22 protein-coding genes are annotated in these 25,607 nt (G+C 68.4%); 7 read left to right on the top strand and 15 right to left on the bottom strand.

Annotated elements, in window-relative coordinates; translation table 11 throughout:
* Positions 1 to 87 precede the first annotated feature (87 nt).
* From mnhG to OSC30_RS14655, 6 genes are read right to left on the bottom strand one after another with little or no spacing between them, the layout of a single operon-like run.
* Positions 88 to 432, bottom strand: coding sequence for a monovalent cation/H(+) antiporter subunit G (mnhG, locus tag OSC30_RS14630; protein WP_267172603.1), 345 nt, complete (start codon positions 430 to 432; stop codon positions 88 to 90).
* A complete protein-coding gene (locus tag OSC30_RS14635) occupies positions 429 to 710 on the bottom strand; it encodes a K+/H+ antiporter subunit F (RefSeq protein ID WP_267172604.1) in 282 nt (93 codons plus the stop codon). The genes mnhG and OSC30_RS14635 overlap by 4 nt, the downstream gene beginning before the upstream one ends.
* Positions 707 to 1,195 (bottom strand): Na+/H+ antiporter subunit E, encoded by a 489-nt coding sequence (locus OSC30_RS14640; protein ID WP_267172605.1) that lies wholly within the window; start codon positions 1,193 to 1,195, stop codon positions 707 to 709. The genes OSC30_RS14635 and OSC30_RS14640 overlap by 4 nt, the downstream gene beginning before the upstream one ends.
* A 23-nt stretch (positions 1,196 to 1,218) precedes the next feature.
* Positions 1,219 to 2,784, bottom strand: a complete 1,566-nt coding sequence (locus tag OSC30_RS14645) for a monovalent cation/H+ antiporter subunit D (RefSeq protein ID WP_267172606.1) — start codon at positions 2,782 to 2,784, stop codon at positions 1,219 to 1,221.
* Positions 2,781 to 3,119, bottom strand: coding sequence for a Na+/H+ antiporter subunit C (locus OSC30_RS14650; RefSeq protein ID WP_267172607.1), 339 nt, complete (start codon positions 3,117 to 3,119; stop codon positions 2,781 to 2,783). Before OSC30_RS14650 ends, OSC30_RS14645 begins: the two co-directional genes overlap by 4 nt.
* Positions 3,119 to 6,004, bottom strand: a complete 2,886-nt coding sequence (locus tag OSC30_RS14655) for a monovalent cation/H+ antiporter subunit A (protein WP_267172608.1) — start codon at positions 6,002 to 6,004, stop codon at positions 3,119 to 3,121. Before OSC30_RS14655 ends, OSC30_RS14650 begins: the two co-directional genes overlap by 1 nt.
* Positions 6,005 to 6,230: 226 nt before the next feature.
* Here OSC30_RS14655 and OSC30_RS14660 point away from each other — a divergent pair, with 226 nt between their 5' ends.
* Positions 6,231 to 7,109 carry a universal stress protein gene (locus OSC30_RS14660; protein ID WP_267172609.1) on the top strand — a complete coding sequence of 293 codons (879 nt, stop codon included), beginning with the start codon at positions 6,231 to 6,233 and terminating at the stop codon, positions 7,107 to 7,109.
* Between the two features lie 144 nt (positions 7,110 to 7,253).
* Here the strand turns inward: OSC30_RS14660 and maiA are convergent, their stop codons facing one another.
* Positions 7,254 to 7,913, bottom strand: coding sequence for a maleylacetoacetate isomerase (maiA, locus tag OSC30_RS14665; RefSeq protein ID WP_267172610.1), 660 nt, complete (start codon positions 7,911 to 7,913; stop codon positions 7,254 to 7,256).
* Positions 7,914 to 8,092: 179 nt separating this feature from the next.
* Here maiA and OSC30_RS14670 point away from each other — a divergent pair, with 179 nt between their 5' ends.
* Complete coding sequence (locus OSC30_RS14670; RefSeq protein WP_267172611.1) at positions 8,093 to 9,271, top strand: phosphoglycerate kinase; 1,179 nt, start codon at positions 8,093 to 8,095, stop codon at positions 9,269 to 9,271.
* The gene (locus OSC30_RS14675) at positions 9,271 to 9,915 is read left to right on the top strand and encodes an HAD hydrolase-like protein (protein WP_267172612.1); all 645 of its coding nucleotides are present in this window, start codon (positions 9,271 to 9,273) and stop codon (positions 9,913 to 9,915) included. Before OSC30_RS14670 ends, OSC30_RS14675 begins: the two co-directional genes overlap by 1 nt.
* A gap of 272 nt (positions 9,916 to 10,187) precedes the next feature.
* Here OSC30_RS14675 and OSC30_RS14680 read toward each other — a convergent pair whose 3' ends face one another.
* Together OSC30_RS14680 and tkt are read right to left on the bottom strand one after the other, a co-directional pair.
* On the bottom strand, positions 10,188 to 11,378 hold the full coding sequence (locus OSC30_RS14680; protein ID WP_267172613.1) for a DegT/DnrJ/EryC1/StrS family aminotransferase: 1,191 nt from the start codon (positions 11,376 to 11,378) through the stop codon (positions 10,188 to 10,190).
* Between the two features lie 32 nt (positions 11,379 to 11,410).
* Positions 11,411 to 13,420 carry a transketolase gene (tkt, locus tag OSC30_RS14685; RefSeq protein WP_267172614.1) on the bottom strand — a complete coding sequence of 670 codons (2,010 nt, stop codon included), beginning with the start codon at positions 13,418 to 13,420 and terminating at the stop codon, positions 11,411 to 11,413.
* Positions 13,421 to 13,810: 390 nt separating this feature from the next.
* On the opposite strand from tkt, the gene OSC30_RS14690 reads away from it, so the two are divergent.
* Positions 13,811 to 14,404: a porin family protein gene (locus tag OSC30_RS14690; protein ID WP_267172615.1), complete on the top strand. Its 594-nt coding sequence runs from the start codon at positions 13,811 to 13,813 to the stop codon at positions 14,402 to 14,404.
* Positions 14,405 to 14,878: 474 nt separating this feature from the next.
* On the opposite strand, the gene OSC30_RS14695 is transcribed toward OSC30_RS14690, so the two are convergent.
* The 5 genes from OSC30_RS14695 to OSC30_RS14715 all read right to left on the bottom strand — a co-directional run bounded on the left by OSC30_RS14695 (position 14,879) and on the right by OSC30_RS14715 (position 19,944).
* A complete protein-coding gene (locus OSC30_RS14695) occupies positions 14,879 to 15,883 on the bottom strand; it encodes a class I fructose-bisphosphate aldolase (RefSeq protein WP_267172616.1) in 1,005 nt (334 codons plus the stop codon).
* A 126-nt stretch (positions 15,884 to 16,009) separates the two neighbouring features.
* Positions 16,010 to 16,441 carry an energy transducer TonB gene (locus tag OSC30_RS14700; RefSeq protein ID WP_267172617.1) on the bottom strand — a complete coding sequence of 144 codons (432 nt, stop codon included), beginning with the start codon at positions 16,439 to 16,441 and terminating at the stop codon, positions 16,010 to 16,012.
* Between the two features lie 257 nt (positions 16,442 to 16,698).
* Positions 16,699 to 18,171, bottom strand: coding sequence for a pyruvate kinase (pyk, locus tag OSC30_RS14705; RefSeq protein WP_267172618.1), 1,473 nt, complete (start codon positions 18,169 to 18,171; stop codon positions 16,699 to 16,701).
* A gap of 71 nt (positions 18,172 to 18,242) precedes the next feature.
* Entirely contained in the window at positions 18,243 to 19,037 is a 795-nt protein-coding gene (locus tag OSC30_RS14710) for a S1/P1 nuclease (protein WP_267172640.1), read from the bottom strand.
* A 40-nt stretch (positions 19,038 to 19,077) separates the two neighbouring features.
* Entirely contained in the window at positions 19,078 to 19,944 is an 867-nt protein-coding gene (locus OSC30_RS14715; RefSeq protein WP_267172619.1) for an MBL fold metallo-hydrolase, read from the bottom strand.
* 193 nt (positions 19,945 to 20,137) lie between these two features.
* Between OSC30_RS14715 and gap the strand changes: the two genes are divergently transcribed.
* Together gap and OSC30_RS14725 are read left to right on the top strand one after the other, a co-directional pair.
* Positions 20,138 to 21,139 carry a type I glyceraldehyde-3-phosphate dehydrogenase gene (gene gap / locus OSC30_RS14720; RefSeq protein WP_267172620.1) on the top strand — a complete coding sequence of 334 codons (1,002 nt, stop codon included), beginning with the start codon at positions 20,138 to 20,140 and terminating at the stop codon, positions 21,137 to 21,139.
* Between the two features lie 436 nt (positions 21,140 to 21,575).
* The gene (locus OSC30_RS14725) at positions 21,576 to 23,408 is read left to right on the top strand and encodes an FTR1 family protein (protein WP_267172621.1); all 1,833 of its coding nucleotides are present in this window, start codon (positions 21,576 to 21,578) and stop codon (positions 23,406 to 23,408) included.
* Between the two features lie 134 nt (positions 23,409 to 23,542).
* On the opposite strand, the gene fdxA is transcribed toward OSC30_RS14725, so the two are convergent.
* Entirely contained in the window at positions 23,543 to 23,866 is a 324-nt protein-coding gene (gene fdxA, locus OSC30_RS14730) for a ferredoxin FdxA (RefSeq protein WP_267172622.1), read from the bottom strand.
* A 273-nt stretch (positions 23,867 to 24,139) separates the two neighbouring features.
* Here fdxA and ccoN point away from each other — a divergent pair, with 273 nt between their 5' ends.
* Positions 24,140 to 25,606: a cytochrome-c oxidase, cbb3-type subunit I gene (gene ccoN / locus OSC30_RS14735; protein WP_267172623.1), complete on the top strand. Its 1,467-nt coding sequence runs from the start codon at positions 24,140 to 24,142 to the stop codon at positions 25,604 to 25,606.
* Position 25,607 lies beyond the last annotated feature (1 nt).

The raw sequence follows: 25,607 nt of genomic DNA on the forward strand, positions 1-25,607 counted from the left end.
GCTCGACCCGGACCAGACGAAGGGCGCAGCAATGCGCCCTTTTCTTTTTTGCCTCCCTCTCCCCGAAGAGGAAATGGAGCCGGGCACTCAGCGCGGCGGCGGCACCCGCTGCTGGCCTTCGACCCGGTTGCGGTACAGCGCCGCGCGCACCAGCAGCATCAACGTGATTGGCGTGGTCAGGGTGAGGAACACGCCGATCAGCATCTCGTGAAGCACCGGCCGCCCCTGCGCCACCGAAAAACAGACGATGGAGGCGACCACCATGAAGAACGTGCCCAACGTCGTGCCCAGCGTGGGCGCATGCACGCGCTTGTAGAAGTCGCGCAGCCGCAGCAGTCCCAGCGAACCGACGAAGGCAAAGCCGGCACCCAGCAACACCAGCACGCCGACCAGCACCGCGGCCCACGGCGGCAAGGCATCGAGATGGTTCATTCGATCACCTCCCCGCGCAGCAGGAACTTGGCGAACGCCACCGTGCCGGCGAAACCCAGCAGGGCGATGATCAACCCCGCCTCCACGTACAGCACGCTGCCGGTGCGGATACCGATCGAGAGCAGCAGCAGCATCGCGTTGACGTACAGCGCATCCAGCCCCAGCACGCGGTCCTGCGCGCGCGGACCGCGCACCATGCGGATGATCGAACAGGCCATCGCCAGCAGCAGCAGCAGCTGCGCCGCGACGATCGCGATTCCAAGGAAGGCGTGGCTCATTGGAAGATCTCCAGCAATGGCCGCTCGTAGCGCCGCTTGATGTTGCCGATCCACGCCGCTTCGTCGACCAGGTCGAGCACGTGGATCAACAGCACGCGGCGGGTCGAATCGTGGTCCACCCAGATCGTGCCGGGCGTGGAGGTGATGATGCAGGCCAGCGCGGCCAGCCCGTAGGGGTCGGTCAGCTCCAGCGAAACCGACACGAAGCCGGAACGCACCTGGCCGCCCGGGCGCAGCACCAGCCACGCCACCGCCAGGTTGGAGCGCACGATGTCGCCCATCACCCGCAACAGCAGCCGCACCAGCAGCGGCACGTTGCGTATCCGTGCCGCCGGCGGGCGCAGCTTGCCGAACGCCCGGCCCAGGCCCATCGCGACCAGCACCCCGGCCAGCAACGTGGCCGGTGCCAGGCTGCGCTGCAGCAGCAACCAGGCCAGCAACAGAAAGCCGGACATCAGCGGATGCGGCAGGCATCGCCTGATCATGGAAGGCCTGGAGCCGTCAGGCGTCACGGCAGCACCGCCTGGATGTAGCGCGCTGGCGCGTGCAGTTGCGCCGCCGTTTCCGCCAGGTAGCGCAGCGGCGTCTCGGCCAGCACGGTCAGGGCCAGGCACAACGCCAGCAGCACTACCACCGAGGCGGCCTCGCCCGCGCGGATAGGGGGAAACACCCAGTCCTCGTCCGCCCAGAAAATCTGGATGCCGGTGCGGCACATGGCGATCACCGTGCAGAAGCCGGCCACGACCACCAGCGTGAACAGCGTCGTGGCACCCGCCCCCATGCCCGCGCCGCCTTCGAGCATCGGTGCCAGCAGCGCGAACTTGGCCAGGAACCCGGACAACGGCGGCAATCCGGCCAGCGCCAGCGCGCAGGTCAGGAAGCTCAGGCCCAGCAGCGCCACCGGTGCCGGCACGGTGGCGCGGCTCTCGTCCTCGTCGGCATACAGCGCCATGCCGGTCGGGTCGTAGGGTTCCAGCAGCGACGCGCCATCGACCTCCTCGCGCGGTGCGACCAGCCCGGCCAGCAGGAAGAACGCGGCGATCGCCAGCGTGGAGACGACCAGGTAGGCCAGCGCGCCGGCGGTCACCGCCGGCTGCTGCAGGCCGATCGCGCCGAGCAGGCTGCCGGAGGACACCAGCACGTTGTAGCCGGCCAGCTTGCCCAGCTCGCGCGCACCCAGCATGCCGACCACGCCCACCGCCACCGTCGCCACCCCGCCCCACAGCAGCCAAGCGGCGCCGAAATGGGCCGACGCCGCGCCGGCGCCATCGCCGAACAACAGCAGGCTCAGCCGCAGCAGCACGTACACGCCGACCTTGGTCATCACCGCGAACATCGCCGCCACCGGCGCCGGCGCGGCGGCGTAAGTGCGCGGCAGCCAGAAACCCAGCGGCCACATCGCCGCCTTGACCAGGAAGGCGATGCCCAGGATCGCCGCCCCCGCGTGCAACAGCGCGCGGGTGTTCTCCGGCACCTGCGGCACCAGCTTCGCCAGCGCCGCCATGTTGAGCGTGCCGGTGACGCCGAAAATCAGGCTCACGCCGATCAGGAACAGCATCGAAGCGACCAGGTTCACCACGATGTAATGCATGCCGGCGCTGACCCGCCGCGCGCCTGGCCGGTGCAGCGCCAGGCCGTAGGAGGCAGCCAGCAGCACCTCGAAGAACACGAACAGGTTGAACAGGTCGCCGGTGAGGAACGCGCCGTTCAAGCCCATCAGCAGGAACTGCGCCAGCGGTTGCACCGGCCCGCCCGGCTGGCGCCGGCGCGCCAGCGCGCACGGCAGCAGCGCCAGCGCCAGCACCGCGGTCAACAGCAGCATCAGCGCCGACAAGCGGTCGGCCACGAGCACGATACCGAAGCGCGCCGGCCAGTTGCCGATGCGGTAGACCGCGGCCAGCTCGTCGCCCGAACCCACCCGCAGCACCAGCGCTGCGGCCAGCCCCACCAGCGCCACGCAGGACGCCGCGCCCAGCGCCGCCACCGCGCCGCGGCGGCGCTCGCCCAGCAGCAACTGCAGCGCGCCCACCGCCAGCGGCAGCACGATCGGGCAGACCAGCAGGTGCGCGCTCACGGCGTGCCGTCCTTGCCATCGACGTGGTCGTTGCCGGTCAGCCCGCGCGAAGCCAGCAGCACCACCAGGAACAGTGCGGTGGTGGCGAAGCCGATCACGATCGCGGTCAGCACCAGCGCCTGCGGCAGCGGGTCGGTGTACTGCGACAGGTCGGCGCCGTCGCGCAGCACGGGGTCGGCGCCGGTGCGCAGGCCGCCGATGCAGAAGATGAACAGGTTCACCGCATAGGAAAACAGGGTCAGCCCGATGATCACCTGGAAGGTGCGCGGGCGCAGCAGCAGCCACACGCCGCAGCCCGCGAGCACGCCGATCGCCAGCGCCAGCACCAGTTCCATCAGCCGCCCTCCCCGTCGTCGGCCAGCACGCGCGGTCGGCGCAGCGACTGGTGCGCCAGCGCCACCAGCATCAGCGACGTCGCGCCGACCACCACGCAGAACACGCCCAGGTCGAACAGCATCGCGGTGGCCAGCGGCACGTCGCCCAGCAGCGGCAATACCGGATGGCTGGTGTGCGAGGTAAGGAACGGATAGCCCAACAGCATCGAGCCCACCCCCGTGGCCACCGCCAGCAGCAGCCCGGCGCCGATCCAGCGCACCGGCGCCACGCGCAGCCGCGTCTCCACCCAGCGCGCGCCGCGTGCCATGTACAGCAGGACCAGCGCTACCGACACGGTGATGCCGGCGGCAAACCCGCCGCCGGGCAGATCGTGTCCGCGCAGGAACAGATGCACGCCGAAGAGCGCGATCACCGGCGTCATCAACTGGATGATCAGCCCGGGAATGCGCAGATAGTCGGCCAGCGCCGGCTGCGCGCCCTCGCCGTTGGCCGCATCCCAGGCGGCCTGCAGCCGTTGCTGCGCGGGCGCATCGACGCTCTCCACCGCCGGCCGGAACCGGCGCAGCAAGGCGAACACGGTCAACGCCACGATCGCCAGCACGCTGATTTCGCCCAGCGTGTCGAAACCGCGGAAATCGACCAGGATCACGTTGACCACGTTGTGCCCGCCGCCCTCTCGGTAGGCGCGCTCCAGGAAGAAGTGCGAGATCGAATCGGCCACCGGATGCAACATCGCCGCATAGGCCAGCGCCGCCAGGCCCAGCCCCGCGCCCGCGGCGACCAGCGCGTCGCGGTAGCGGCGCAGGCGCGCACGGCGGCCGTCCGGCGACAATCCAGCGATCCGCTTGGGCAGCCAGCGCAGGCCGAGCAGGATCACGATGGTGGTGACCACCTCCACCAGCAACTGGGTTGCCGCCAGGTCCGGCGCCGACAACCACACGAAGCTCACGCACGACACCAGCCCCGCCCCGCCGGTGAGCAGCAGCGCGGCCAGCCGGTGGAACTTCGCCTGCCACGCCGCGCCCACCGCGCACGCGGCACCGAGCAGCCACAGCAGCGCGAAGGCCGGGTCCACGCCCGAGGCGCGCAGGCCGAAGCGCAGCGGCGTGCCCCACATCGCCAGCGAGGCGGCGACCATCGCCGCCAGCACGATCAGAAGCAGTTGCGTTTGCAGACGGCGACCGGGAAAGGCGCGCTCCAGCGTCCCCGGCAACGTCGAGGTGAGCAGCGCCAACAGGCGCTCGAACATCAGCCGGCCACTCAGGCGCCCCAGCAGCGGCAGCGTCTCGCGTCCGGCGAACCAGCCCCGCAGCAGCGCGTAGATGATGCAGCCGGAGGCGAACGCCACCGCGCTCATCAGCAGCGGCGACGTCAGCCCGTGCCAGACCGCCAGGTTGAATGCCGGCGTGGCGGCGCCCAGCACCGCGCGCGCCGCCGCGTGCAGCGACGGCCCGATCACCAGCGCCGGCAGTACGCCCACCAGCACGCAGGCCAGCGCCAGCAGGCCGATCGGCAGGCGCATCCAGCGCGGCGGCTCGTGCGGCTGCCGCGGCAACATCGCGCGCGGGCGGCCGAAGAACACGCCGATCACGAAGCGCAGCGAATAGACCACCGAAAACGCACTGGCCAGCACCGCGATCGAACCGGCCAGCGCATCGACCACCGCGCCGCGATGGGTGGTCAGCGCCACGGCGAAGAACATCTCCTTGGACAGGAAACCGTTGAGCAGCGGCACGCCGGCCATCGCCGCGCCGGAGATCACCGCCAGCGTGGCGGTGATCGGCATCACCCGGCTCAAGCCCCCGAGCTTGCGCAGATCGCGCGTGCCGGTCTCGTGGTCGACCGCGCCGGCGGCCATGAACAGCGAGGCCTTGAAGGTGGCGTGGTTGACGATGTGGAAGATCGCCGCCACCGCGCCCAGCGTGCTGCCCAGGCCCAGCAGCATGGTGATCAGGCCCAGGTGGCTGATGGTCGAATACGCCAGCACGGCCTTGATGTCCTGCTGGAACACCGCCGCGGCCGCGCCCAGCAGCAGGCTGAGCAAGCCGGCGCCGCCGACGATCCAGAACCAGGCGTCGGTACCGGAGAGCACCGGCCAGAAGCGCAACAGCAGGAACACGCCGGCCTTGACCATCGTCGCCGAGTGCAGGAACGAGGACACCGGCGTGGGTGCAGACATCGCCTGCGGCAGCCAGAAGTGGAACGGGAACTGCGCGCTCTTGGTCAGTGCGCCCAGCAGCACCAGCACGAGCATCGGCGTGTACAGCGGCGCGGCGCGCACGCGCTCGCCGGCGGCGAGGATCACGTCCAGGTCGTAGCTGCCGGCGATGTGGCCCAGCAGCATCATGCCGGCGAACAGGCACAATCCTCCGCCGCCGGTGACGATCAGCGCCATGCGCGCGCCCTCGCGCGCCGAGGCGCCCTGGTTCCAGTAGCCGATCAGCAGGAACGAGAACAGGCTGGTCAGCTCCCAGAAGAACACCAGCTGGATCACGTTGCCGGACATCACCACGCCCAGCATCGAGCCCATGAACGCCAGCAACAGCGCATAGAAGCGCGAGAGCGGATCCTCCGGCGGCATGTAGTAGCGCGCATACACGCCCACCAGCAGGCCGATGCCGCAGATCAGCATCAGGAACAGCCAGGAAAAGCCGTCCACCCGCAGCACCAATTCCAGCCCCAGCGACGGCACCCAGTGGACAATGCTGCGCAGCGCCGCGCCATCGGCCAGTGCCGGATGCAGCGCCGCCGACAACACCAGCCCGATCGCCGCAGTGACCAGCATCAGTCCGGTAGCCGCCCGCCGCCCGCGCAACCACGGCGCCACCATGCTGGCCGCGAACGGCAGGCAGAGAATGGCGAGCGCGGCTGTGTCGTAGGGCATCAGGCCACCGTTCGTGGAAGGGCGGGCATCCACCGGCCACGTGGTGCGCGAACATCCACGCGGCCACCGCGGGGACGGGGCGCACGGATCCTGTCGAGGGCTGTCGCGGCGGCGCCGGTGGGGACCGTCACACCCGAGTCTACAGGCCGTCCCGCTCCACCGGCAAAGCTCTATAGTCGGGCCAGGCCCGAGCCACCGCGCCACTCATCAGCCGGAGGGGGAGCGCATGACCGACCGCACGACGTCCTTCGAACCACCATGCAGGATCCTGCTGGCCACCGACCTGCGCAGCCATTCGGATCGCGCGCTGGACCGCGCCGTACAATTGGCGCGGCAATGGCAGGCCACCCTGCACGTCGTCCACGTGCTGACCCTCGGCAGCGACGAGAGCTGGCCCACCGCACCCGCGCCATCCGGGCGCCAGGCGCCGACCAATGCGGCGGTGGCCGAACGGCAGATCCGCCGCGACTTGCGCGAGGAGGTGCCCGGCCTCGTACTGCACGTCACCGAAGGCGACCCGGCCGACACGATCCTGGCAACGGCCACGCGCGAGCAGTGCGACCTGATCGTGCTCGGCACCAGCGAAGCGGCCGCGCACGGCTCGCTGGGCCATGTCACCGAATACCTGCTGCGCAGATCCCCGGCCTCGCTGCTGGTGGTGCGCGAGCGCCCGCATGGCGGCTACGCGCACGTGCTGGTCGGCACCGACTTCACCGACGAATCACGCCACGGCCTGACCGCGGCGGCCGGCTGGTTCCCTGCCGCCCGGCTGGCGCTGATGCACGTGCTGGACATCCCCTACAAGTCGCTGTGGCTGGACGCCGGACGCGGCGAGCAGCTGGCGCGGATGGAGATGGCGACCATGCAGTCGTTCCTCGCCGACACGCCGCTGCCGGCCGAGGTCCGCGCGCAGGTGCAGCCGCTGGTCGAACATGGCCATCCCGAAGCCATGCTGCGCGGGTACGTGGTCGAAAAAGAGGCCGACCTGGTGGTGATCAGCGCCTTCCGCCGCGGCATGGCGTTCCACCTGCTGGTCGGCGGTACCTCGCGGCGGATCGTGCCGGCGATCCCCACCGACGTGCTGCTGGTGCGCGCGCCGGCCTAGAGCATGGCGGGCGTAGGGTGGGCATCAGCCCACCACCCCGCTCGCGGGAAAGCCTGCCCGGCGGTCCGCGCCTCTACGAAGCCGACCGCCGAAGTTTCCGGCGAGGCGATGGTGGGCTGAAGCCCACCCTACCCGATACGGGCGTTACGGCGCGTCGGGCTGATGTTCGGGCGCCGCCTGCCGGAACGCCTCCAGCTCATTGCACGCGGCATGGATGCGCGCAATGGTCGGCCAGCGATCCATCGGCAACTCCCAACGCAGCGCGTTGTAGGCCTGCGGCACCAGGCAGGCGTCGGCCAGGCCGGGGGTGTCTCCGTGGCAGTAGCGGCCGGTCGCCGAATTGCCGGCAAGCATCGTCTCGAGCGCGTCGAAGCCGACCTCGATCCAGTGCCGCGACCAGGCCAGCTTCTGCGCCTCGTCGACGCCCAGCTCGCCCTGCAGATACTGCAGCACCCGCAGGTTGCCCAGCGGATGGATGTCGCTGCCCACCGCCATGGCCAGCGCCCGCACGCGGGCCCGGCTGCGCGCATCGGCCGGCAGCAGGGGCGGTTCGGGATGGGTTTCCTCCAGGTATTCCATGATCGCCATCGACTGAGTGAGCACGCGCTCGCCGTCGCGCAGGCAGGGAATCAACTGCTGCGGGTTGAGTGCGCGGTAGGCCTCGCCGTGCTGCTCGCCGCCATCGCGCAGCAAGTGCACCGGCCGGGTCTCGTAACGCAGGCCCTTGAGGTTGAGCGCGATGCGCACGCGGTACACCGCGCTGGAGCGCCAGTAGCCGTACAACGCCAACAGTTCCGCTGCCATGGGTTTCTCCCTGCTGTGGTGGCCGCAGCATAAACCGGGCAGGCGCCAGCGCGCGCGTCCTGCACGCGAGTGGCCGGGCGCCCGTTGCGGCGTTGCATCATGGGGACCCGGGCCGGACAATAGGCGGTTCGCGCCCACGCGGGGCGTGCGATTACCGTATCTGTCCGAGGAGTGGCACCGTGTCCATCACCCGCATGAGCGATCTGGAGTTGCGCGGCAAGCGCGTGCTGATCCGCGAAGACCTGAACGTGCCGATCGACGACGGCCGCATCACCTCGACGCAGCGCCTGGACGCGGCGCTGCCGACAATCCGGGCGGCACGCGACGCCGGAGCGAAGGTGATGGTGCTCTCGCATCTGGGCCGCCCGAAGGAAGGCCAATTCGACGGCGAATCCTCGCTCGCGCCGGTCGCCACCTGGCTGGGCGACAAGCTCGGCACGCCGGTGCGCCTGGTCGCCGACTACCTCGACGGTGTGGACGTCGCCGAGGGCGAAGTAGTGGTGCTGGAGAACTGCCGCATGAACGTGGGCGAAGCCAAGGACGACGAGCAGCTGTCGAAACAGTACGCCGCGCTGTGCGACATCTTCGTCATGGACGCCTTCGGCACCGCGCACCGCGCGCAGGCGTCCACCCACGGCGTGATCCGTTTCGCCCCGCAGGCCGCCGCCGGCCCGCTGCTGTGCGCCGAACTCGATGCGCTGGGCAAGGCCCTGCAGCAGCCGGCGCATCCGTTGCTGGCGATCGTGGCCGGCTCCAAGGTGTCCACCAAGCTCACCCTGCTGGACAACCTTACGGCCAAGGTCGACCAGTTGATCGTCGGCGGCGGCATCGCCAACACCTTCATCGCGGCTGCCGGTTACGGCGTGGGCAATTCCTTGTACGAGCCGGACCTGCTCGACGCGGCCCGCAAAGTCATCGCCGACGCCAAGCGCCGCGGCGCCGAAGTGCCGCTGCCGGTCGACGTGGTGGTGGCGCCGGAGTTTTCCGCCAACGCGCCGGCCACGGTCAAGCCGGTCGATGCGGTCAAGGGCGGCGAGATGATCCTCGATATCGGTCCGGAAACCGCGCAGCGCTATGCCGAATTGATCGCCAAGGCCGGCACGGTGGTCTGGAACGGCCCGGTCGGCGTGTTCGAATTCGACGCCTTCGGCAAGGGCACGCAAACGCTGGCGCAGGCGATCGCCGAGTCCAGGGCCTTCTCCATCGCCGGCGGCGGCGACACGCTGGCGGCGGTGGACAAATACGGCATCGCCGACGAGGTGTCCTACATCTCCACCGGCGGCGGCGCATTCCTGGAATTCCTCGAAGGCAAGGAACTGCCGGCGGTCGCCGCGCTCAAGGCGCGTGCGAACGGCTGATGCTCTGCCTGTTCGACCTCGACGGCACGCTGATCGATTCCGAACACGGGATCACCGCGTGCGTGAAGCACGCGCTGGAGCGTCTGCGCGTGACGATTCCGGCCGCGGAGGAACTGCGCCGCTGGATCGGCCCGCCGCTGCGGCACAGCTTCGCGCCGTTGCTCGATCACGACACGGCGCGGATCGAGGCGGCGGTCGAGCATTACCATGAACGCTTCGACACGCATGGCTGGCGCGAGCACACGGTGTATCCGGGCATCGAGCCGCTGATCGGTCGCCTGCTCGACGCCGGCCACCAACTGGCCATCGTCACCGGCAAGCCGCACCGGCACGCCGAGCCGATCCTGGCGCAACTGCCGTTCGCGCGGGCGTTCCTGCGGTTGTACGGGCCCGCCCCGTCAAGCGCCAACAGCGAAAAGGCCGACATGATCGCCACCGCCATGGCGGACTTCGGCGCGCGAGCGGAGGAGACCGTGATGATCGGCGACCGTCACTTCGACATCGAAGGCGCGGTGGCCAACCGCGTGCGCGGCATCGGTGTGCTGTGGGGTTTCGGCAGTCGCGCGGAGCTGGAGCAGGCCGGCGCGACGGCCATCGCCGCCACGCCGGACGAGCTGGGCGTCCTGCTCGGCCTGAGCTCCTGATTCCCTGCACTTTCTAGAGGCGCACCCTGTGCGCGACCGGCCGAAGCGGCATGCCCTGCGGTCGCGCACAGGGTGCGTTCCTACAGTAAACCCGCTCCCTCCCCTGCTTGCAGGGGAGGGTTGGGGAGGGGTGCTCTCACGCTCCGAACGGACTACCCCCCTCCCAACCTCCCCCTGCAAGCAGGGGGAGGAGCCACACCGGCGAGCAGACGATCGTGCGCCTGGCCCGTCCGGGCGCGTTGCGCGCGTGTCGGCGTCGCACTCCGCCGCCGCTAAGCCCCCGCCAGCCGGTTGGGCACCTTCGCCAGCACGATTCGCCGAACAGCGGCGATCACCCTCTCCACATCCTCGTCGGACAACGCGGGCGACAAAGGCAAGCTCGCCGTCCTGCGCCCCAGGCTCATGGCATGCGGCCATTGTTCAGGCCTCCAGCCGTGGTGGCGCTGGTAATAGGGATGCTCAGGCACGGAAAGATAGTGCACGCCGGTGCCGATACGAGCAGTGTTCATGGCGTCAAGAAAGCCATCCCGGGTCATGCCGCAGCGGCCCGGATCGATCATGACGGTATACAAATGCAGGCCGTGACGCGTGTTCGGCGCGGGCGGCGCGGGCAGCCCGAGCGGTAGATCGGCAAACGCTTCGTCATAACGGTGCCATATGGCAAGCCGACGCTGCCAATGTGCTTCAACCTTGGCCAGTTGAACCAGGCCAATGGCTGCCTGCAGATCCATCATGTTGTATTTGAATCCGCACTCGAGCACCTGGTAGTGCTTGTATCCGGTGTCGCCGAACCGATGCCACGCATCCTTGCTCATCCCATGTAAAGCAAGCATGCGTGCGCGGGCGATATGTTCGACATCGCGGCCGACGATCATGCCTCCCTCACCGGTCACTACGTTCTTCGTGACATAGAAGCTGAAGCAGCCAAATTGCCCGAACGTGCCCAGGGGTTGCCCGTGGAATTCGCTCTCGATGGCATGCGCGCAATCCTCGATCACCACGAGCCCGTGGCGCTCGGCGATCGCCATGATTCGATCCATTTCGCAGGGCCGGCCCGCGAAATGCACCGGCAGGATTGCCTGCGTCCGCGGGGTTATGGCGGCCTCGATCGCGTCCGGATCGATATTTTGCGTAACCGGGTCGACGTCGGCGAGGACCGGCTTGAGAGCCGCGTGTTCGATGGCATTGATCGTGGCGCAGAAGGTCAACGGCGTAGTGATTACTTCCGCGCCCCGCTCCAACCCGGCCGCGATCATGCTGACGTGCAAGGCGGCCGTGCAGGAATTTACCGCCGCCACCTGGTTTGGCATGACCCGTCGATAGCCGGCGAACTCGTGTTCGAAGCGCGCCGTGCGCGGCCCTGTACCGAGCCAGCCCGAGCGCATGCATGCGACCACTTCGGCGATTTCGTCCTCGCCCAGGGCTGGCGCGCCGAAGACAAGGAATGGATCGAGGTCAGCCATGAGCATCCAATGGTCCGATGGGCAGTGGTCGGTCAGCCGATCGTGCGCTTGACCGCGTCCACCACGCTGGTGACGGTGAAGCCGAAATGCTCGAACAGCTGCGGCGCGGGGGCCGATGCGCCGAACGAGGTCATGCCGATGACTTCGCCGTCCAGGCCGACGTACTTGCGCCAGTAGTCGGCCGTGGCCGCTTCCACCGCCACGCGCGCGCGGCACCAGGCGGGCAGGATGCCTTCGCGGTACTCCGGCGGCTGCTCGTCGAACACCTCGGTGCACGGCATGGAGACCACGCGCACCGGCGTGCCCTGCTGGCCCAGCGTGCGCGCCGCTTCCATCGCCAGTTCCACTTCGGAGCCGGTCGCGATGATGATCGCCTTGAACTTCGTGTCGGCCGGATCGGAAAGGACGTACGCGCCGCGCGCGATGTCGGCGACCTGCTGCTCGCTGCGCTGCTGGTGCTTCAAGGCCTGCCGCGAGAACACCAGGCACGCCGGGTTGCCCTTGCGCTCGATGGCCGCCTTCCAGCACACCGCCGATTCGACCGCGTCGCAGGGGCGCCACACCTGGTTGTTCGGGATGTAGCGCAGGCTCGCCAGGTGCTCGACCGGCTGGTGGGTCGGGCCGTCCTCGCCCAGGCCGATCGAATCATGGGTGTAGACGTGGATCGCGTGCGCGGGGATCAGCGCGCTCATGCGCACGGCGTTGCGCGCGTAGTCGGAGAACACCAGGAAGGTGGCGTCATAGGGAATGAAGCCGCCGTGCAGCGCCAGGCCGTTGGCGATCGCGGTCATGCCGAACTCGCGCACGCCGTAGTAGACGTAGTTGCCCTGGCCCTCGCTGCTGTTGCCGTTGCCGGCGTCCTTGCTGCCCTTCCACTTGGTGAGGTTGGACCCGGCCAGGTCCGCCGAGCCGCCGATCAGTTCCGGCAGCAGCGGGCCGAAGGCGTCCAGGGCCATCTGCGAGGCCTTGCGCGAGGCCACTTCCGGACCTTCGGCCTGCATCCTGGCGATATACGCCTGCGCCTTGTCGACCCAGTCGGCCGGCAGCTCGCCGGCGAGGCGGCGCTTGAACTCGGCGGCCAGCTCCGGGTGCGCCTTGGCGTAGGCGTCCAGCGCGTCGTTCCAGGCCTTTTCGCGCTCGGCACCCTTGGATTTGGCGTCCCAGCCGGCATAGATGTCGGCCGGGATCTCGAACGGCGGATGGTTCCAGCCCAGCTGTTCGCGCGCGGCGGCGATTTCGTCCTTGCCCAGCGGCGCGCCGTGGCTTTCTTCCTTGCCCTGCTTGTGCGGCGCGCCGAAGCCGATGATGGTCCTGGCGCAGATCAGGGTGGGCTTGTCGCTCTGCGCGGTGGCCTGGGTGATCGCACGCTTGATCGCCTCGGCGTCGTGGCCGTCGACGTTGGGAATCACGTTCCAGCCATAGGCCTCGAAACGCTTGGCGGTATCGTCGGTGAACCAGCCCTCGACCTCGCCGTCGATGGAGATGCCGTTGTCGTCATAGATCGCCACCAGCTTGCCCAGCGCCCAGGTGCCGGCCAGCGACGCGGCCTCGTGCGAGATGCCTTCCATGAGGCAGCCGTCGCCGAGGAACACGTAGGTGTGGTGGTCGACCACGGCGTGGTCCGGACGGTTGAAGTGCGCCGCAAGTACCTTCTCGGCCAGCGCGAAACCCACCGCATTGGCGAGGCCCTGGCCCAGCGGACCGGTGGTGGTTTCCACGCCGGGGGTATGGCCGTATTCCGGGTGGCCGGCGGTTTTCGAATGCAACTGGCGGAAGCGCTTGAGCTCGGCCATCGGCAGGTCGTAGCCGGCCAGGTGCAGCAGCGCGTATTGCAGCATCGAGCCGTGGCCATTGGAGAGCAAGAAGCGGTCACGGTTGGGCCACTTGGGATTGGCCGGGTTGTGCTGCAGGAAGTCGTTCCACAGCACTTCGGCAATGTCGGCCATGCCCATGGGCATGCCGGGATGGCCTGACTTGGCCGCCTCGACGGCGTCCATGGCGAGGGCGCGCACGGCGTTGGCGAGTTCGCGGCGGGTGGTCATCGGTCGGGTCTCCGGGCAAGCGGCAAAGCGCCAATTGTCGCCGATCGGGCGGTTACTGTCGCGTCATCGCAGGCCCGGACGGGATTAATTCGGCCTTAATCGCCGCGGCACGCATACCGCGGAACTTCAGGCTCGGGCCGCTTCAATGGTCGCGATCCCGCATGCTCCACGAAGCCTTTTTTCTGCGCATGCGAGAGGCTCGCAAGGACGTCCATGCGTCCGCTCGGCGACTTCACCCAGCTTAACGGCAAATTACCGCAGCGCTCATGCGCATTGAATCTTTCGGCGCCCGACCACATCCAAGGTTCCACGCATCGCCCGTTCTCCCCAAACCGGCGGTGTGCACGATCGCCTTCCCCAGCGATCGTCACAACAACAGGAGAATCTCCCATGAAAAAGACCCTACTTGCCCTTGCCTTTGCTTCCGCTGGCCTGATGGCCGTTCCGGCCGCGTTCGCGCAGAGCGCGCCGACCCATAACGATGGCTGGTTCGTCAACGGCAACGTCGGCCGCACCTCGATCGACAACGGCCCCTACGACGACAACGACACCGGCTACGCGATCGGCGGCGGCTACCGCTGGGCGGTCAACCCGTCCGTGGCGTTCGGCGTGGAGGCGGGCTACAACGACCTGGGCAACATCCACGTCAAGAACGTCTTCAACAGCAACGACGTGGTCGAGGAGGGCCGCTCGCAGCTGCACGGCTGGACCGCCGGCGTGAACGGCCACTTCAACCTGGCGCCGAACTGGTACGTCAGTGCGCGCGCGGGCCTGTACAGCTGGAAGGGCCATGGCCTGAGCAACGACGTCGATCCGGTGCGCAAGAGCCTGGACGACACCAGCTGGTACGCCGGTGCGGGCGTGGGCTACGACTTCAGCAACAACATGAGCGTGGGCCTGAACTACGACCATTACGACGCCGAGAAGGACCAGGTGGACCTGAGCACCAACATGGTGTCGATCAGCGCCGAATATCGGTTCTGATGCCTATGGCGCAGGGATGCGTCTTCATGAGAGAAGGGCGCACGCGGGCGCCCTTCTTTTTTGCTCGCTCTCTGTTTCGGGAAAGAGAGCAGCGCGCCGCAAACACGAACCCGGGTGACTTCTGCCGTAGCTCCCGAGCGCCCGCGGTATAGCCGCGGCAGCTCCTCTGTGAGCGAGGACTCGCTCGGCAAGGCGCGGTGGCACCTAGCTCTTATCCCTCACCGGGCTAAGCCAGGCCGTTTCTTTGGTTACTTTCTTTGGGCCAGCAAAGAAAGTGACCCGAGCGCCGCAGGCGATCGGAAGCTCTTCGCCATCCGGCCACTCGCGGGAAGACCCGCAAGAGCGACAGGCAAGCACCGGCCCGCGAACTTCCCCGCGAGCCCCGGCCCTCACCCCAACCCTCTCCCCGGAGGGGAGAGGGAGCAAAAAAAGGGCGCCTTGCGGCGCCCCTTTCTACAAGCCTGGCCTGGAAACTCAACCGTTCCACTGCCCCAGCGCCGCCAAGCCATTCTCCTTGGCGCGAGCAGCGACGGTCTTCTGCGCCTCGGCGTAGTTGGCCTTCATGTCCTTGGACCACAGCTTCAACGCCGCCTGCTGCATCGCGCGGCCGTAGGAGAACGACAGCGGCCACGGGTGCGGGCCGATGCGGTTCATGGCGTTGAGGTGCGCGGTCGACTGTTCGTCGGTCTGGCCGCCGGAGAGGAACACGATGCCCGGCAGCGAGGCCGGCACGGTGCTCTTGAGCACGCGCACGGTGGCATCGGCCACTTCCTCGACCTCGGCCTGCTCGTCGCAATCCTTGCCGGGGATGACCATGCTGACCTTCAGAATGGTGCCCTCGAGCATGACGTTCTGCTCGTACAGCGCGTTGAACAGGCTGCGCAGCACCGCCTCGTGCACTTCGTAGCTGACGTCGATGGCGTGGTTGCCGTCCATGATCACTTCCGGCTCGACCATCGGCACCAGGCCGGCTTCCTGGCACAGCGCGGCGTAGCGCGCCAGCGCGTGGCAATTGGCCTCGATCGCGGTGGAGCTGGGATTTTCCTCGGAGATATTGATCACCGCCCGCCACTTGCAGAACTGCGCGCCAAGCTTGACGTACTCGGCCAGGCGATCGCGCAGGCCGTCCAGGCCCTCGGTGACCACGTCGCCAGGGAAACCGGCCAGCGGTACCGGGCCCTTGTCGACCTTGATGCCGGGGATGATGCCGTTCTTCTTCATGACCTCGGTGAACGGCACGCCGTCCCTGGTCTTCTGGCGGAGCGTTTCGTCGAACAGGATCGCGCCGGAGATGTGCTCGCTCAGGCCCGGGGTGGTCAGCAGCAGCTCGCGGTAAGCGCGGCGGTTCTCTTCGCTGTTCTCGATGCCCACCGCCTCGAAGCGCTTGCGGATCGTGTTGGTCGATTCGTCGATCGCGATGATGCCCTTGCCGGGCGCGACCATCGCCTGGGCGATGCTTTCAAGATCTTCGATGCTCATGAACGACTCCGTGCAGACGGGGCGGGGTCACCGCAATGGATTTGCGCCGCCCGTGAGGGGCGGCGGGTCAAAGAACCGCCGATTATAACGGGATGCCGCAATGCCGTCGTGACGGCCGGGCAACGCTCAGCTTTGGTAGCCCGGCAACTGGCAGGGCGCCATCACCTTCTGCTGGCCGGACGGATCCGTGGGAGCGTTGAACGGCACCACGTAGTAGGTCGCCACCGGCTCGTGGTGCTGGTTGGTCAGCGCGGGGCCGTAGTGGAAGTCGGAGACCGCGCTCATCGCGATCTTGCCGAAGTCGCCCTCGGGAAAGACCTTTTCGACCTTGAGGTCACGCGGAAGCCCGTCGGATCCGATCATGTAGCTGACCGCGGCGCAGCCGGGCTGGTTGACGTTGCGTGCGCTGTTGGGCACGTCGACGTCGACCTTGTGGTTGAGCAGGATCCAGTAGTCGTTCAACTGCTGCGGATCGACCTTGTGCAGCGATTGCGCTGCCACTGGCAGGCCGGCGGCCAGCAGCGTCGCGAACGCGAGACGGCGGACGGTCGGGTTCATGGCAACCTCCTGGGTGTGGGGGTCGCAGTGTAGCGCCGCGAGGGTCGGGGCCGCGGCTTTGGCTCCCTCTCCCACCCGGGGAGAGGGTTGGATGAGGGGCGGCTCTTGCGAGGCGCTGGCTGGCGCGGGGCTCTTGGAAGGCTGCTGGGAAGGCTGCTGGGAAGGCTGTTGGGAAGGCTGATGAAATGCCCGCGAGCCTCGGCCCTACCTCCATCCTCCATTAGAGGGTGAGAGGAGGCGAAGGCAAAGAGCCATGTTCACAGATCGCGCAGGCTCTCGACGATGCCTTCGGCGCCGACCAGCAGCAGCTTGAGCGTGTTGGTGCCGCCGCCGGCGCCGACGCGGTCGCCTTGGGTGAGCACCACGCGGTCGCCTTCGGCCAGCTTGCCCAGCGCGAAAAGCTGGCGCACCGCCTCGCGCGCGTTGGCGGCCGAACTCTGGCTGACCTCGTTGAACGCCACCGGCTGCACGTCACGCAGCAGCAGCATGCGCCTGCGCGCATCGGCGGCCGGCGACAGCGCGAAGATCGGCACCGCGCTGCGATAGCGCGACAGCCACTGCGCGGTGGCACCGGATTCGGTCAACGCGATCAGCGCGCGTACGCCCAACTGGCCGGCCAGCACCATCGCCGCCAGCGCGATCGCCTGGTCGGCGCGGTCGAGCCGGTGCACTGCGGTGGCCAGGTCTTCCTTCGGCTCGAACTGACGCTCGGCGCCCAGGCAGATGCGGCGCATGGCGGCCACGGCCACGTCCGGGTGCGCGCCGGCGGCGGTTTCCTGGGAGAGCATCACCGCGTCGGTGCCGTCGATCACCGCGTTGGCGACGTCCAGCACCTCGGCGCGCGTCGGGATCGGCGCGGTCACCATCGACTGCAGCATCTGCGTGGCGGTGATTACCGCGCGATTGCGCGCGACCGCCTCGCGAATGATCTTCTTCTGCAGGCCGGGCAGTTCGGCGTCACCGATCTCCACACCCAGGTCGCCGCGCGCGACCATCACTGCATCGGAGGCGTCGATGATCTCGCCCAGCACGGGAATCGCATCGGCGCGCTCGATCTTGGCCACCAGCGCACCATGGCCGTCGGCCTCGCGCAGCAGGCGCCGGGCCTGTTCCATGTCGGCCGCCGAGCGTACGAACGAGACGGCCAGGAAATCGGCGCCGATTTCGGCAGCCAGCTGGATGTCGGCGCGATCCTTGTCCGACAGCGCGGCCACCGACAGCCCACCGCCCTGGCGGTTGAGCCCCTTGCGGTCGGACAGGCGGCCGCCGATCAGCACCTCGCAGCGCACCTGCGCACCGTCCACCTCGAGCACGCTCAACGCCACCAGGCCGTCGTCGAGCAGCAGTACGTCGCCGGCGACCACGTCGTTCGGCAGTTCGTGATAGCTGACGCCCACGCGGGTACTGTCGCCCGGCGGTGCGTCGGGCGAGCAATCGAGCACGAACGGATCGCCCGGATGCAGTTCGACCGGCCCGTGGGCGAATTTCTCGATGCGGATCTTCGGACCCTGCAGGTCGGCCAGGATGCCGACTTCGCGCCCGGCCGCCTGCGCCGCGTCGCGCACCGCCATGGCGCGGGCGCGATGATCCTGCGGCTGGCCGTGGGACAGATTCAGGCGGACCACGTCCACGCCCTCGGCGATCAGCCGCGCGAGCATGCCCGGCGCGTCGGTGGCGGGGCCCAGGGTGGCGACGATCTTGGTGCGGCGAAGCGGATTGTCGGCGTTCATGCCGCGAGGCTAGCAGATGGCGGCGTGCACGCGACGGGCTGCAATCGTATGCAGTGTGACGCGTTGCGCGATCAGCCCAGGGTCCGGTTCAACAGTTCGGCCAGCCGCCGTCCCGCTTCGCGCAGGCGCCGCTCCGCCAGCGGCAGTTCCGCCTCGACGTACCCGGCATCGATCGCATGGCCGTCCGGATAGATATCGCGGCTGAGCCGGCACGACTCCTGCGCCCATGCCACGTAGGGCGTGTCCGACGCGGGCGGCAGGGCCACCGGCCCACGTGCGTCCAGCCGCTGTGCGTAATCCTGCCAATCCAGGGCGCGCGTGCGCAGCATCCCGGAATCCCACACACGGTGCAGGTTGCTGCCCTTGCCTTCGAACCGTACCTGGAACGTGTTGCCGCCCTTGTCGGGCCGATAGCCGGCATGCAGCGGTTGGTGTTCGTCACCGACGAAATGCACCACGAACTTCAGCGCCTCGCGCCTGGCGGCCTCGCTCTGGCTGCGGTCGGCCAGCACTGCCGCGTAGTGCGCGAGGCCGCCGATCACGCAGCGTCCGTCGGGGCAGTCGCGCGGCGGCTGGTAGCCGCAGGTGCGGTCGCGGAAGTTGATGTAATGCTGCCTGCGCGTGGCCTTCCACAGCGCCTTTTGCGCCGGGTCGTCCTGGATGTCGTCCGCCCAGGTGGCGATGTCGGCCAGCCGGCGCGTGTGCTCCGGCGCCAGCAGGCGCTCGACCTGCGCTTCGGCGGCGGGGCTCAGGTGGCGCTGCGCCAGCTCGGCCACGATGCGGTGGCCCTCCGGCCCCCAGGCGCGGGCGCCGGGAACGAGCAGGAAGCCGGCAAGCAGGCAGGCGGCGGAACGGCGCAAGGACATCATCGAAGGCAACACGCGGGAAAGGGCCCGCCAGTGTGCCTCACTCCACCCGCCACTGCAGCGGCAGCTTGAAATAGCGCCGGCCGTGGTTGTCCGGCGGCGGCAGGCGCCCGCCGCGTATGTTCACCTGCAGCGCCGGCCACAGCAGGCGCGGTGGCGGCAGGCCGGCATCACGCTGCTGCCGCATGGCGACGAAGGCGGCTTCGTCGACGCCCTCGCGGATGTGCTTGTTGGTGCTGCGCTGTTCGTCCATCGGCACCTCCGCGCGTGGCGCCGCACCATCGGAAGGGTAATCGTGCGCGAGGAACATGCGGCTGGCCGGCAGGCCATAGATCCGCCAGACCGACCGGTACAGGGCATGCGCGTCCCCGCCGGGAAAATCGCATCGGGCCGAGCCTGCGCCCGGCGAGAACAGGGTATCGCCGACGAACACCGCATCGCCGATGAGGTAACTCACGCTGTCGGCGGTGTGCCCCGGCGTGGCCAACACGCGGATGCTCAGGTTGCCGATCGGCAGTTCGTCGCCATCGTGCAGCAGGCGGTCGAAGGCGCTGGCGTCGAGGTGCGGCTCTTCCTCGTCCAGGCCCAGCCGCTGGCGGAAAGTCCGCTGCACTTGCACGATGCCTGCGCCGATCGCCGTCTGCGCACCGCAGCGTTCGGCCAGCCAGTGCGCGGCCGAGAGATGGTCGGCGTGCGCGTGGGTTTCCAGCACCCAGCGCACATGGGCGCCGTCGCGCCCGGCCGCTTGCAGGATCGCCGCGGCGCTGGCGTGGCCGACCTCGCCGCAGGCCAGGTCGAAGTCGAGCGGCGGGTCGATCACCGCAGCCTCACCGCTGGCCGGGTCGCGCACCAGATAGCTCCAGGTCGAGGTTGCCGCATGGAAGAACGGGGTGACGTGCGCTTGCATGGCGTGGCTCCAGCGAGGATGGACCCGAGCGCATCCTCGCACGCCCCGGCGCAAGAACGCGCGACGGCGGTGATAGGTGCCTCGGCAGCTATCGCCGTGCCGAAAGCCACACGCCGGTTCAGGCTAAAATGAGCGTTCTTTGCGGTCGCCGGACCGCCTGCCGCCTTCAACGAACCAGAGGAAGCAAATGCCCATGGCCATCAAGGTCGCCATCAACGGCTTCGGCCGCATCGGTCGCAACGTGCTGCGCGCCGCCGTGCAGAACTTCTCCAAGGACATCGAGATCGTCGCCATCAACGATCTGCTGGAGCCCGATTACCTGGCGTACATGCTGCGCTACGACTCGGTGCACGGCCGTTTCCAGGGCGAAGTGTCGATCGACGGCGGCCACCTGGTAGTCAACGACAAGCGCATCCGCCTGACCCAGGAGCGCGATCCGGCCAACCTGAAGTGGGACGAGGTCGGTGCCGACGTGGTGATCGAGTCCACCGGCCTGTTCCTGACCAAGGAAACCTGCCAGAAGCACCTGGACGCGGGCGCGAAGAAGGTCATCCAGTCGGCGCCGTCCAAGGACGACACGCCGATGTTCGTGTACGGCGTGAACCACCAGAAGTACGCCGGCGAGGCGATCATCTCCAATGCCTCGTGCACCACCAACTGCCTGGCGCCGCTGGCCAAGGTGCTCAACGACAAGTGGGGCATCAAGCGCGGCCTGATGACCACCGTGCACGCCGCCACCGCCACCCAGAAGACGGTCGACGGCCCGAGCAACAAGGACTGGCGCGGCGGCCGCGGCATCCTGGAGAACATCATCCCCTCCTCGACCGGCGCGGCGAAAGCGGTGGGCGTGGTGATTCCCGAGCTCAACAAGAAGCTCACCGGCATGTCCTTCCGCGTGCCGACCTCGGACGTGTCCGTGGTCGACCTCACCGTCGAGCTCGAGAACCCGGCCACCTACGCCGAGATCTGCGCCGAGATGAAGGCGCAGTCCGAAGGCGCCCTGAAGGGCATCCTGGGCTACACCGAGGAGAAGGTGGTGGCGACGGACTTCCGCGGCGACGCGCGCACTTCGATCTTCGACGCCGATGCCGGCATCGCGCTCGATCCCACGTTCGTCAAGCTGGTCAGCTGGTACGACAACGAGTGGGGCTACTCGAACAAGTGCCTGGAAATGGTACGGGTGGTGGCGAAGTAGGAAACATCAGGCCGGCTTCCTTCGCGAAGCCGGCGCGGGATGCAAAGCCGGGGCCGCAAGGCCCCGGTTTTTTTGGTTCTCGGCTAGGGGGATGGTGATGGCGCTGCTGAGGAGCGCGCCTGTGCGCTCCTGAAGGAACCTCGAATAACTCCCTCCGTGCGACTTGTTTGTAGGAGTCGAAAGCTTTGGGGGTTTTTCGAGTTCCCTACAAGATCAGGCTTCCGCGATCTTTCTCGCGAAACTGCGGCATCCCGACACGCCCGACACCCCTCGTGCTGTTACGACCTATACTGAGGCAATGATAGGCATTCTCAACGAGTGGGCAGCCCGGACCGTGGTCTTCGCCCTGTTGGTGGCTGCGTGCCCCGCCTTCGCCCAGTCCCTGCCGACGCCCCCTGCCACGGCGGCCGCCGCCGGCGCCGCTCCAGCACCCGCGATGGTCAGCCAGACCTGGCAGATGCTCGATTACCTGGCCACCGACTATGCCGGCGCCGTGCGCGACGGCCAGGTGGCCAGCGCCTCCGAGTACGCCGAGATGCGCGAGTTCGCCGGCACCGTGAGCCAGCGCCTGGCACAGTTGCCCGCGCACCCGGATACGGCCGGACTGCGCGGCCAGGCCGAGCAACTGGTGCAACTCATCGATGCGAAGGCGCCTGCCAACAAGGTCGCCGCCCAGGCCCACGCGCTGGCCGATGCATTGCTCGCCGCCTACCCCGTGCCCACGGCACCGGCCCACACACCCGATCTTGCCCGCGGCGCCGCGCTCTACCAGCAGACCTGCGCGGCCTGTCACGGCGCGCACGGCCGGGGCGATGGTCCCGCGGCGGCGGCGCTCGATCCGCCGCCGATCGACTTCACCGACCGCACCCGTGCCGACCAGCGCAGCGCATTGTCGCTGTTCGAGGCGATCAGCCAGGGCGTCAAGGGCACCGCGATGGCCGGCTATGCCGGCACGCTGTCGAAACCGGACCGCTGGTCGCTGGCCTACTACGTGGGCACGCTGGCCTACGCCGATGCGGCCACCGAAGGCGCACAGGCATGGCCGCACGCCGAAGCCGCGCGCGCGCGGCTGGACAATCTCGATACGCTGTCCCGCGCCCGCGTGGCGCAACTGGCGCCGATGCTGGGCGAGCGACAGGCGGCGGCGATCGTGGGCTATCTGCGGGCGCATCCGGAAGCCTTGCCCAAATCCGCCTCCGGGCTGGCGCTGGCACGCGCGAAGCTCGGCGCCAGCCTGGCTGCCTGGCAGCAGGGCGACACCGACGAGGCGCAGCGCCTGGCCCTGTCGGCCTACCTCGATGGCGTCGAGCCGGTCGAGCCGCAACTGGACGCGCGCGACGGCACGCTGCGCGCGGAGCTGGAAACGGCGATGGCGGCCTATCGCACCGCCGTCGGCGGTGGCGTGGCCCGCGACGACGTGCTGGCCAGGCAGCGCCTCGCCGACACCCTGCTGCAACGCGCCCAGGCCACGCTGGCCAGCGGCTCCGCCGACGCCGCCTCGGCGTTCCTCGGCGCCTGGACCATCCTGGTGCGCGAAGGACTGGAAGCGCTGCTGGTGGTCGTCGCCTTGCTGGCCTTCCTGCGCAAGGCCGAGCGCCCGGCGATGCTGCGCTACGTGCACGCCGGCTGGGGCCTGGCGCTGCTGGCGGGCCTGGCCACCTGGGCGGTGGCCAGCTACGCGGTGACCATCAGCGGCGCCGGGCGCGAGCTGACCGAAGGGCTGTCCTCGCTGTTTGCCGCCGCGGTGCTGCTGTGCGTGGGGCTATGGATGCATCGCAAGAGCGTCGGCGGACGCTGGCAGGCCTACCTGAAAGCGAAGATGGCCGCCACGCTGGACCGTTCGGCCTGGTTCCTGTTCGGGCTCGCCTTCATCTCGGTCTACCGCGAGGTGTTCGAGACCATCCTGTTCTACGTGGCGATGTGGAGCGAAGGTCCGCGCGGCTGGCTGCTTGCCGGCATCGGCACCGGCACGCTCACCCTGGCGGTAATCGCCTGGCTGCTGTTGCGCACCAGCCGACGCCTGCCGCTGGGCAAGTTCTTCTCGGCCAGTTCGGCATTGATCGCGCTGCTGGCGATCGTGCTCACCGGCAAGGGCATCGCCGCCTTGCAGGAGGCCGGCTGGATCGGCGTACTCACCGCACCCTTGCCGCGCATCGAATTGCTGGGCATTTACCCGACCTGGCAGTCGGTGATCGCGCAGCTGGCGGTGGCATTGGTGCTGGCCGCCGGTTATGCGCTGAATCTGCGACGGGTGCCGCAGGACGGTTGACGCCTGGTCGCCAGGAGCAGGCGCGGCGCCTGTGCACAGGGTGGGCTTCGGCCTACCGGGGCTGTGATGGTGAGCTGAAGCCCAACCCCAACCGGGTGGGGTCGCGACGCGGAGTTGCCTTCCGCAAGCCCGCGCTAGCGCTTCAGCAGCGGCAGCTTGTCCGGCACGCCATCCCAACGCGCGGCATCATCCATCGCGGGGATCTTCGTGACGATCACGGGCCACTCGCGCGCCAGTTCGGCATTGAGGGCCAGGAAACCTTCCTGTCCGGCCGGGATGTCCAGTTCGGGATAGATCGCGCCCACCGGGCACTCCTCCACACAGAGCGTGCAATCGATGCACTCGTCGGGGTTGATGACCAGGAAGTTCGGGCCTTCGTGGAAGGCGTCGACCGGACACACCTCAACGCAATCGGTGTGCTTGCAGTTGATGCAGTTCTCGGTGACGACGTGGGTCATGGCGGCTGTCTGTTGCTGTGACGCCAGCATGCCGGCCGCGGTGCGGGGCTGCCCTGATCCAGATCAGCGTGCCGGAGGTTCACCGCATGCCCACGCGCCAAGCGGAACATGGCCGCATGCCGCGCCCGTCCGCGCGCCGGAATTCGATCAGAGCAATGCTGCGACAACCGGCCACAGCCGAACTCGCGGTGGTTTGTCGCAGCCATCTGATCCACGTCAACGGGCAACGCACACTGCAACGGACAATACGCACAACACCAGCGGAATCCTTCCATGCCCAATACCGAGTACTACAACGACAAGGTCGTGCGCCAATTCCTGCTGGCCGCGGCCGTGTGGGGCATCATCGGTATGTCGGTCGGCGTGCTCGCAGCCGCGCAGCTGGCGTGGCCGCTGTTCAACTTCGATACCTCCTGGCTGACCTTCAGCCACATCCGTCCCGACCACACCTTCGGCGTGATCTTCGCCTTCGGCGGTTCGGCGCTGATCGGCACCTGCTACTACGTGGTGCAACGCACCGGGCACGCCCGGCTGGCCTATCCGCGGCTGGCCGCGTTCACCTTCTGGGGCTGGCAAGCGGCCTGCCTCGCGGCAATGATCACCATGCCGCTGGGCCTCACCCAGAGCAAGGAATACGCCGAGCCCGAATGGTGGGTGGACATCCTGATCGCCGTGGTGTGGGTGAGCATCGGCGTGGTGTTCTTCGGCTCGCTGGCGCGGCGGCGCATCAAGCACATCTACGTGGCCAACTGGTACTACGGCGCGTGGATCATCGCGGTCGGCCTGCTGCACATCGTCAACAACCTGGTCATCCCCGTGTCGCTGTCCAAGTCCTACCCGATCTATTCGGGCGTGGTCGATGCGATGGTGCAGTGGTGGTACGGCCACAACGCGGTGGCGTTCTTCCTGACCGCCGGCTTCCTGGGGATGATGTACTACTTCGTGCCGCGCCAGGCGCAGCAGCCGTTGTGGAGCTACCGCTTCTCCATCGTGAACTTCTGGGCGCTGATCTCGGTGTACATGTGGGCCGGCGCGCACCACCTGATGTACACCGCGCTGCCGGACTGGGTGCAGTCGGTCGGCATGGCGTTCTCGCTGGTGCTGCTGATGCCCAGCTGGGGCTCGGCCGCCAACGGCCTGATGACCTTCAACGGCTCCTGGCCGAAGCTCAAGACCGATGCGGCCGCCAAGTTCATGGTGCTGGCGCTGGTGTTCTACGCCGGCTCCACCTTCGAGGGCTCGATGATGGCGGTCAAGACCGTCAACAAGCTCTCGCATTACACCGACTGGACGGTGGCGCACGTCCACAACGGCGCGCTCGGCTGGGTGGCGATGATCACCATCGGATCGCTTTACGCGATGGCGCCGCGCGCGCTGGGCCGCCCGGCGATGTATTCGCAGAAGGCGATGGAATGGCACTTCTGGCTGCACGTGTTCGGCGTGGTGCTGTACGTCGGCTCGATGTGGGTCGCCGGCGTCACCGAGGGGCTGATGTGGCGCGCCACGCTGCCGGACGGCTCGCTCACCTATCCGTTCATCGACAGCCTGCTGGCGATCCAGCCGATGTACTGGACGCGCTGGTTCGCTGGAGTGGTGATTCTGGCCGGCATGGTGCTGATGGCCTGGAACCTGTGGCACACCGCCGCCGATGCGCGCGCGCGGCTGATCAAGCCGATCCCGGTGCCGATCCCCGAGCCCGACCCGCACCAGGTACCCGAGCCGCTGCCGGGTGTGGGCTGAG

It is taken from the genome of Frateuria hangzhouensis, assembly GCF_026410505.1.
In the GTDB taxonomy this organism is placed as follows: Bacteria; Pseudomonadota; Gammaproteobacteria; order Xanthomonadales; family Rhodanobacteraceae; genus Frateuria_A; species Frateuria_A hangzhouensis.

What these genes read in the sequence shown, in the direction of transcription:
- mnhG (WP_267172603.1), bottom strand. Translation starts at nt 432, where the DNA reads ATGAACCATCTCGATGCCTTGCCGCCGTGGGCCGCGGTGCTGGTCGGC.
- OSC30_RS14635 (WP_267172604.1), bottom strand. Translation starts at nt 710, where the DNA reads ATGAGCCACGCCTTCCTTGGAATCGCGATCGTCGCGGCGCAGCTGCTG.
- OSC30_RS14640 (WP_267172605.1), bottom strand. Translation starts at nt 1,195, where the DNA reads ATGATCAGGCGATGCCTGCCGCATCCGCTGATGTCCGGCTTTCTGTTG.
- OSC30_RS14650 (WP_267172607.1), bottom strand. Translation starts at nt 3,119, where the DNA reads ATGGAACTGGTGCTGGCGCTGGCGATCGGCGTGCTCGCGGGCTGCGGC.
- OSC30_RS14655 (WP_267172608.1), bottom strand. Translation starts at nt 6,004, where the DNA reads ATGCCCTACGACACAGCCGCGCTCGCCATTCTCTGCCTGCCGTTCGCG.
- OSC30_RS14660 (WP_267172609.1), top strand. Translation starts at nt 6,231, where the DNA reads ATGACCGACCGCACGACGTCCTTCGAACCACCATGCAGGATCCTGCTG.
- maiA (WP_267172610.1), bottom strand. Translation starts at nt 7,913, where the DNA reads ATGGCAGCGGAACTGTTGGCGTTGTACGGCTACTGGCGCTCCAGCGCG.
- OSC30_RS14675 (WP_267172612.1), top strand. Translation starts at nt 9,271, where the DNA reads ATGCTCTGCCTGTTCGACCTCGACGGCACGCTGATCGATTCCGAACAC.
- OSC30_RS14680 (WP_267172613.1), bottom strand. Translation starts at nt 11,378, where the DNA reads ATGGCTGACCTCGATCCATTCCTTGTCTTCGGCGCGCCAGCCCTGGGC.
- tkt (WP_267172614.1), bottom strand. Translation starts at nt 13,420, where the DNA reads ATGACCACCCGCCGCGAACTCGCCAACGCCGTGCGCGCCCTCGCCATG.
- OSC30_RS14690 (WP_267172615.1), top strand. Translation starts at nt 13,811, where the DNA reads ATGAAAAAGACCCTACTTGCCCTTGCCTTTGCTTCCGCTGGCCTGATG.
- OSC30_RS14695 (WP_267172616.1), bottom strand. Translation starts at nt 15,883, where the DNA reads ATGAGCATCGAAGATCTTGAAAGCATCGCCCAGGCGATGGTCGCGCCC.
- OSC30_RS14700 (WP_267172617.1), bottom strand. Translation starts at nt 16,441, where the DNA reads ATGAACCCGACCGTCCGCCGTCTCGCGTTCGCGACGCTGCTGGCCGCC.
- pyk (WP_267172618.1), bottom strand. Translation starts at nt 18,171, where the DNA reads ATGAACGCCGACAATCCGCTTCGCCGCACCAAGATCGTCGCCACCCTG.
- OSC30_RS14710 (WP_267172640.1), bottom strand. Translation starts at nt 19,037, where the DNA reads ATGTCCTTGCGCCGTTCCGCCGCCTGCCTGCTTGCCGGCTTCCTGCTC.
- OSC30_RS14715 (WP_267172619.1), bottom strand. Translation starts at nt 19,944, where the DNA reads ATGCAAGCGCACGTCACCCCGTTCTTCCATGCGGCAACCTCGACCTGG.
- gap (WP_267172620.1), top strand. Translation starts at nt 20,138, where the DNA reads ATGGCCATCAAGGTCGCCATCAACGGCTTCGGCCGCATCGGTCGCAAC.
- OSC30_RS14725 (WP_267172621.1), top strand. Translation starts at nt 21,576, where the DNA reads ATGGTCAGCCAGACCTGGCAGATGCTCGATTACCTGGCCACCGACTAT.
- fdxA (WP_267172622.1), bottom strand. Translation starts at nt 23,866, where the DNA reads ATGACCCACGTCGTCACCGAGAACTGCATCAACTGCAAGCACACCGAT.
- ccoN (WP_267172623.1), top strand. Translation starts at nt 24,140, where the DNA reads ATGCCCAATACCGAGTACTACAACGACAAGGTCGTGCGCCAATTCCTG.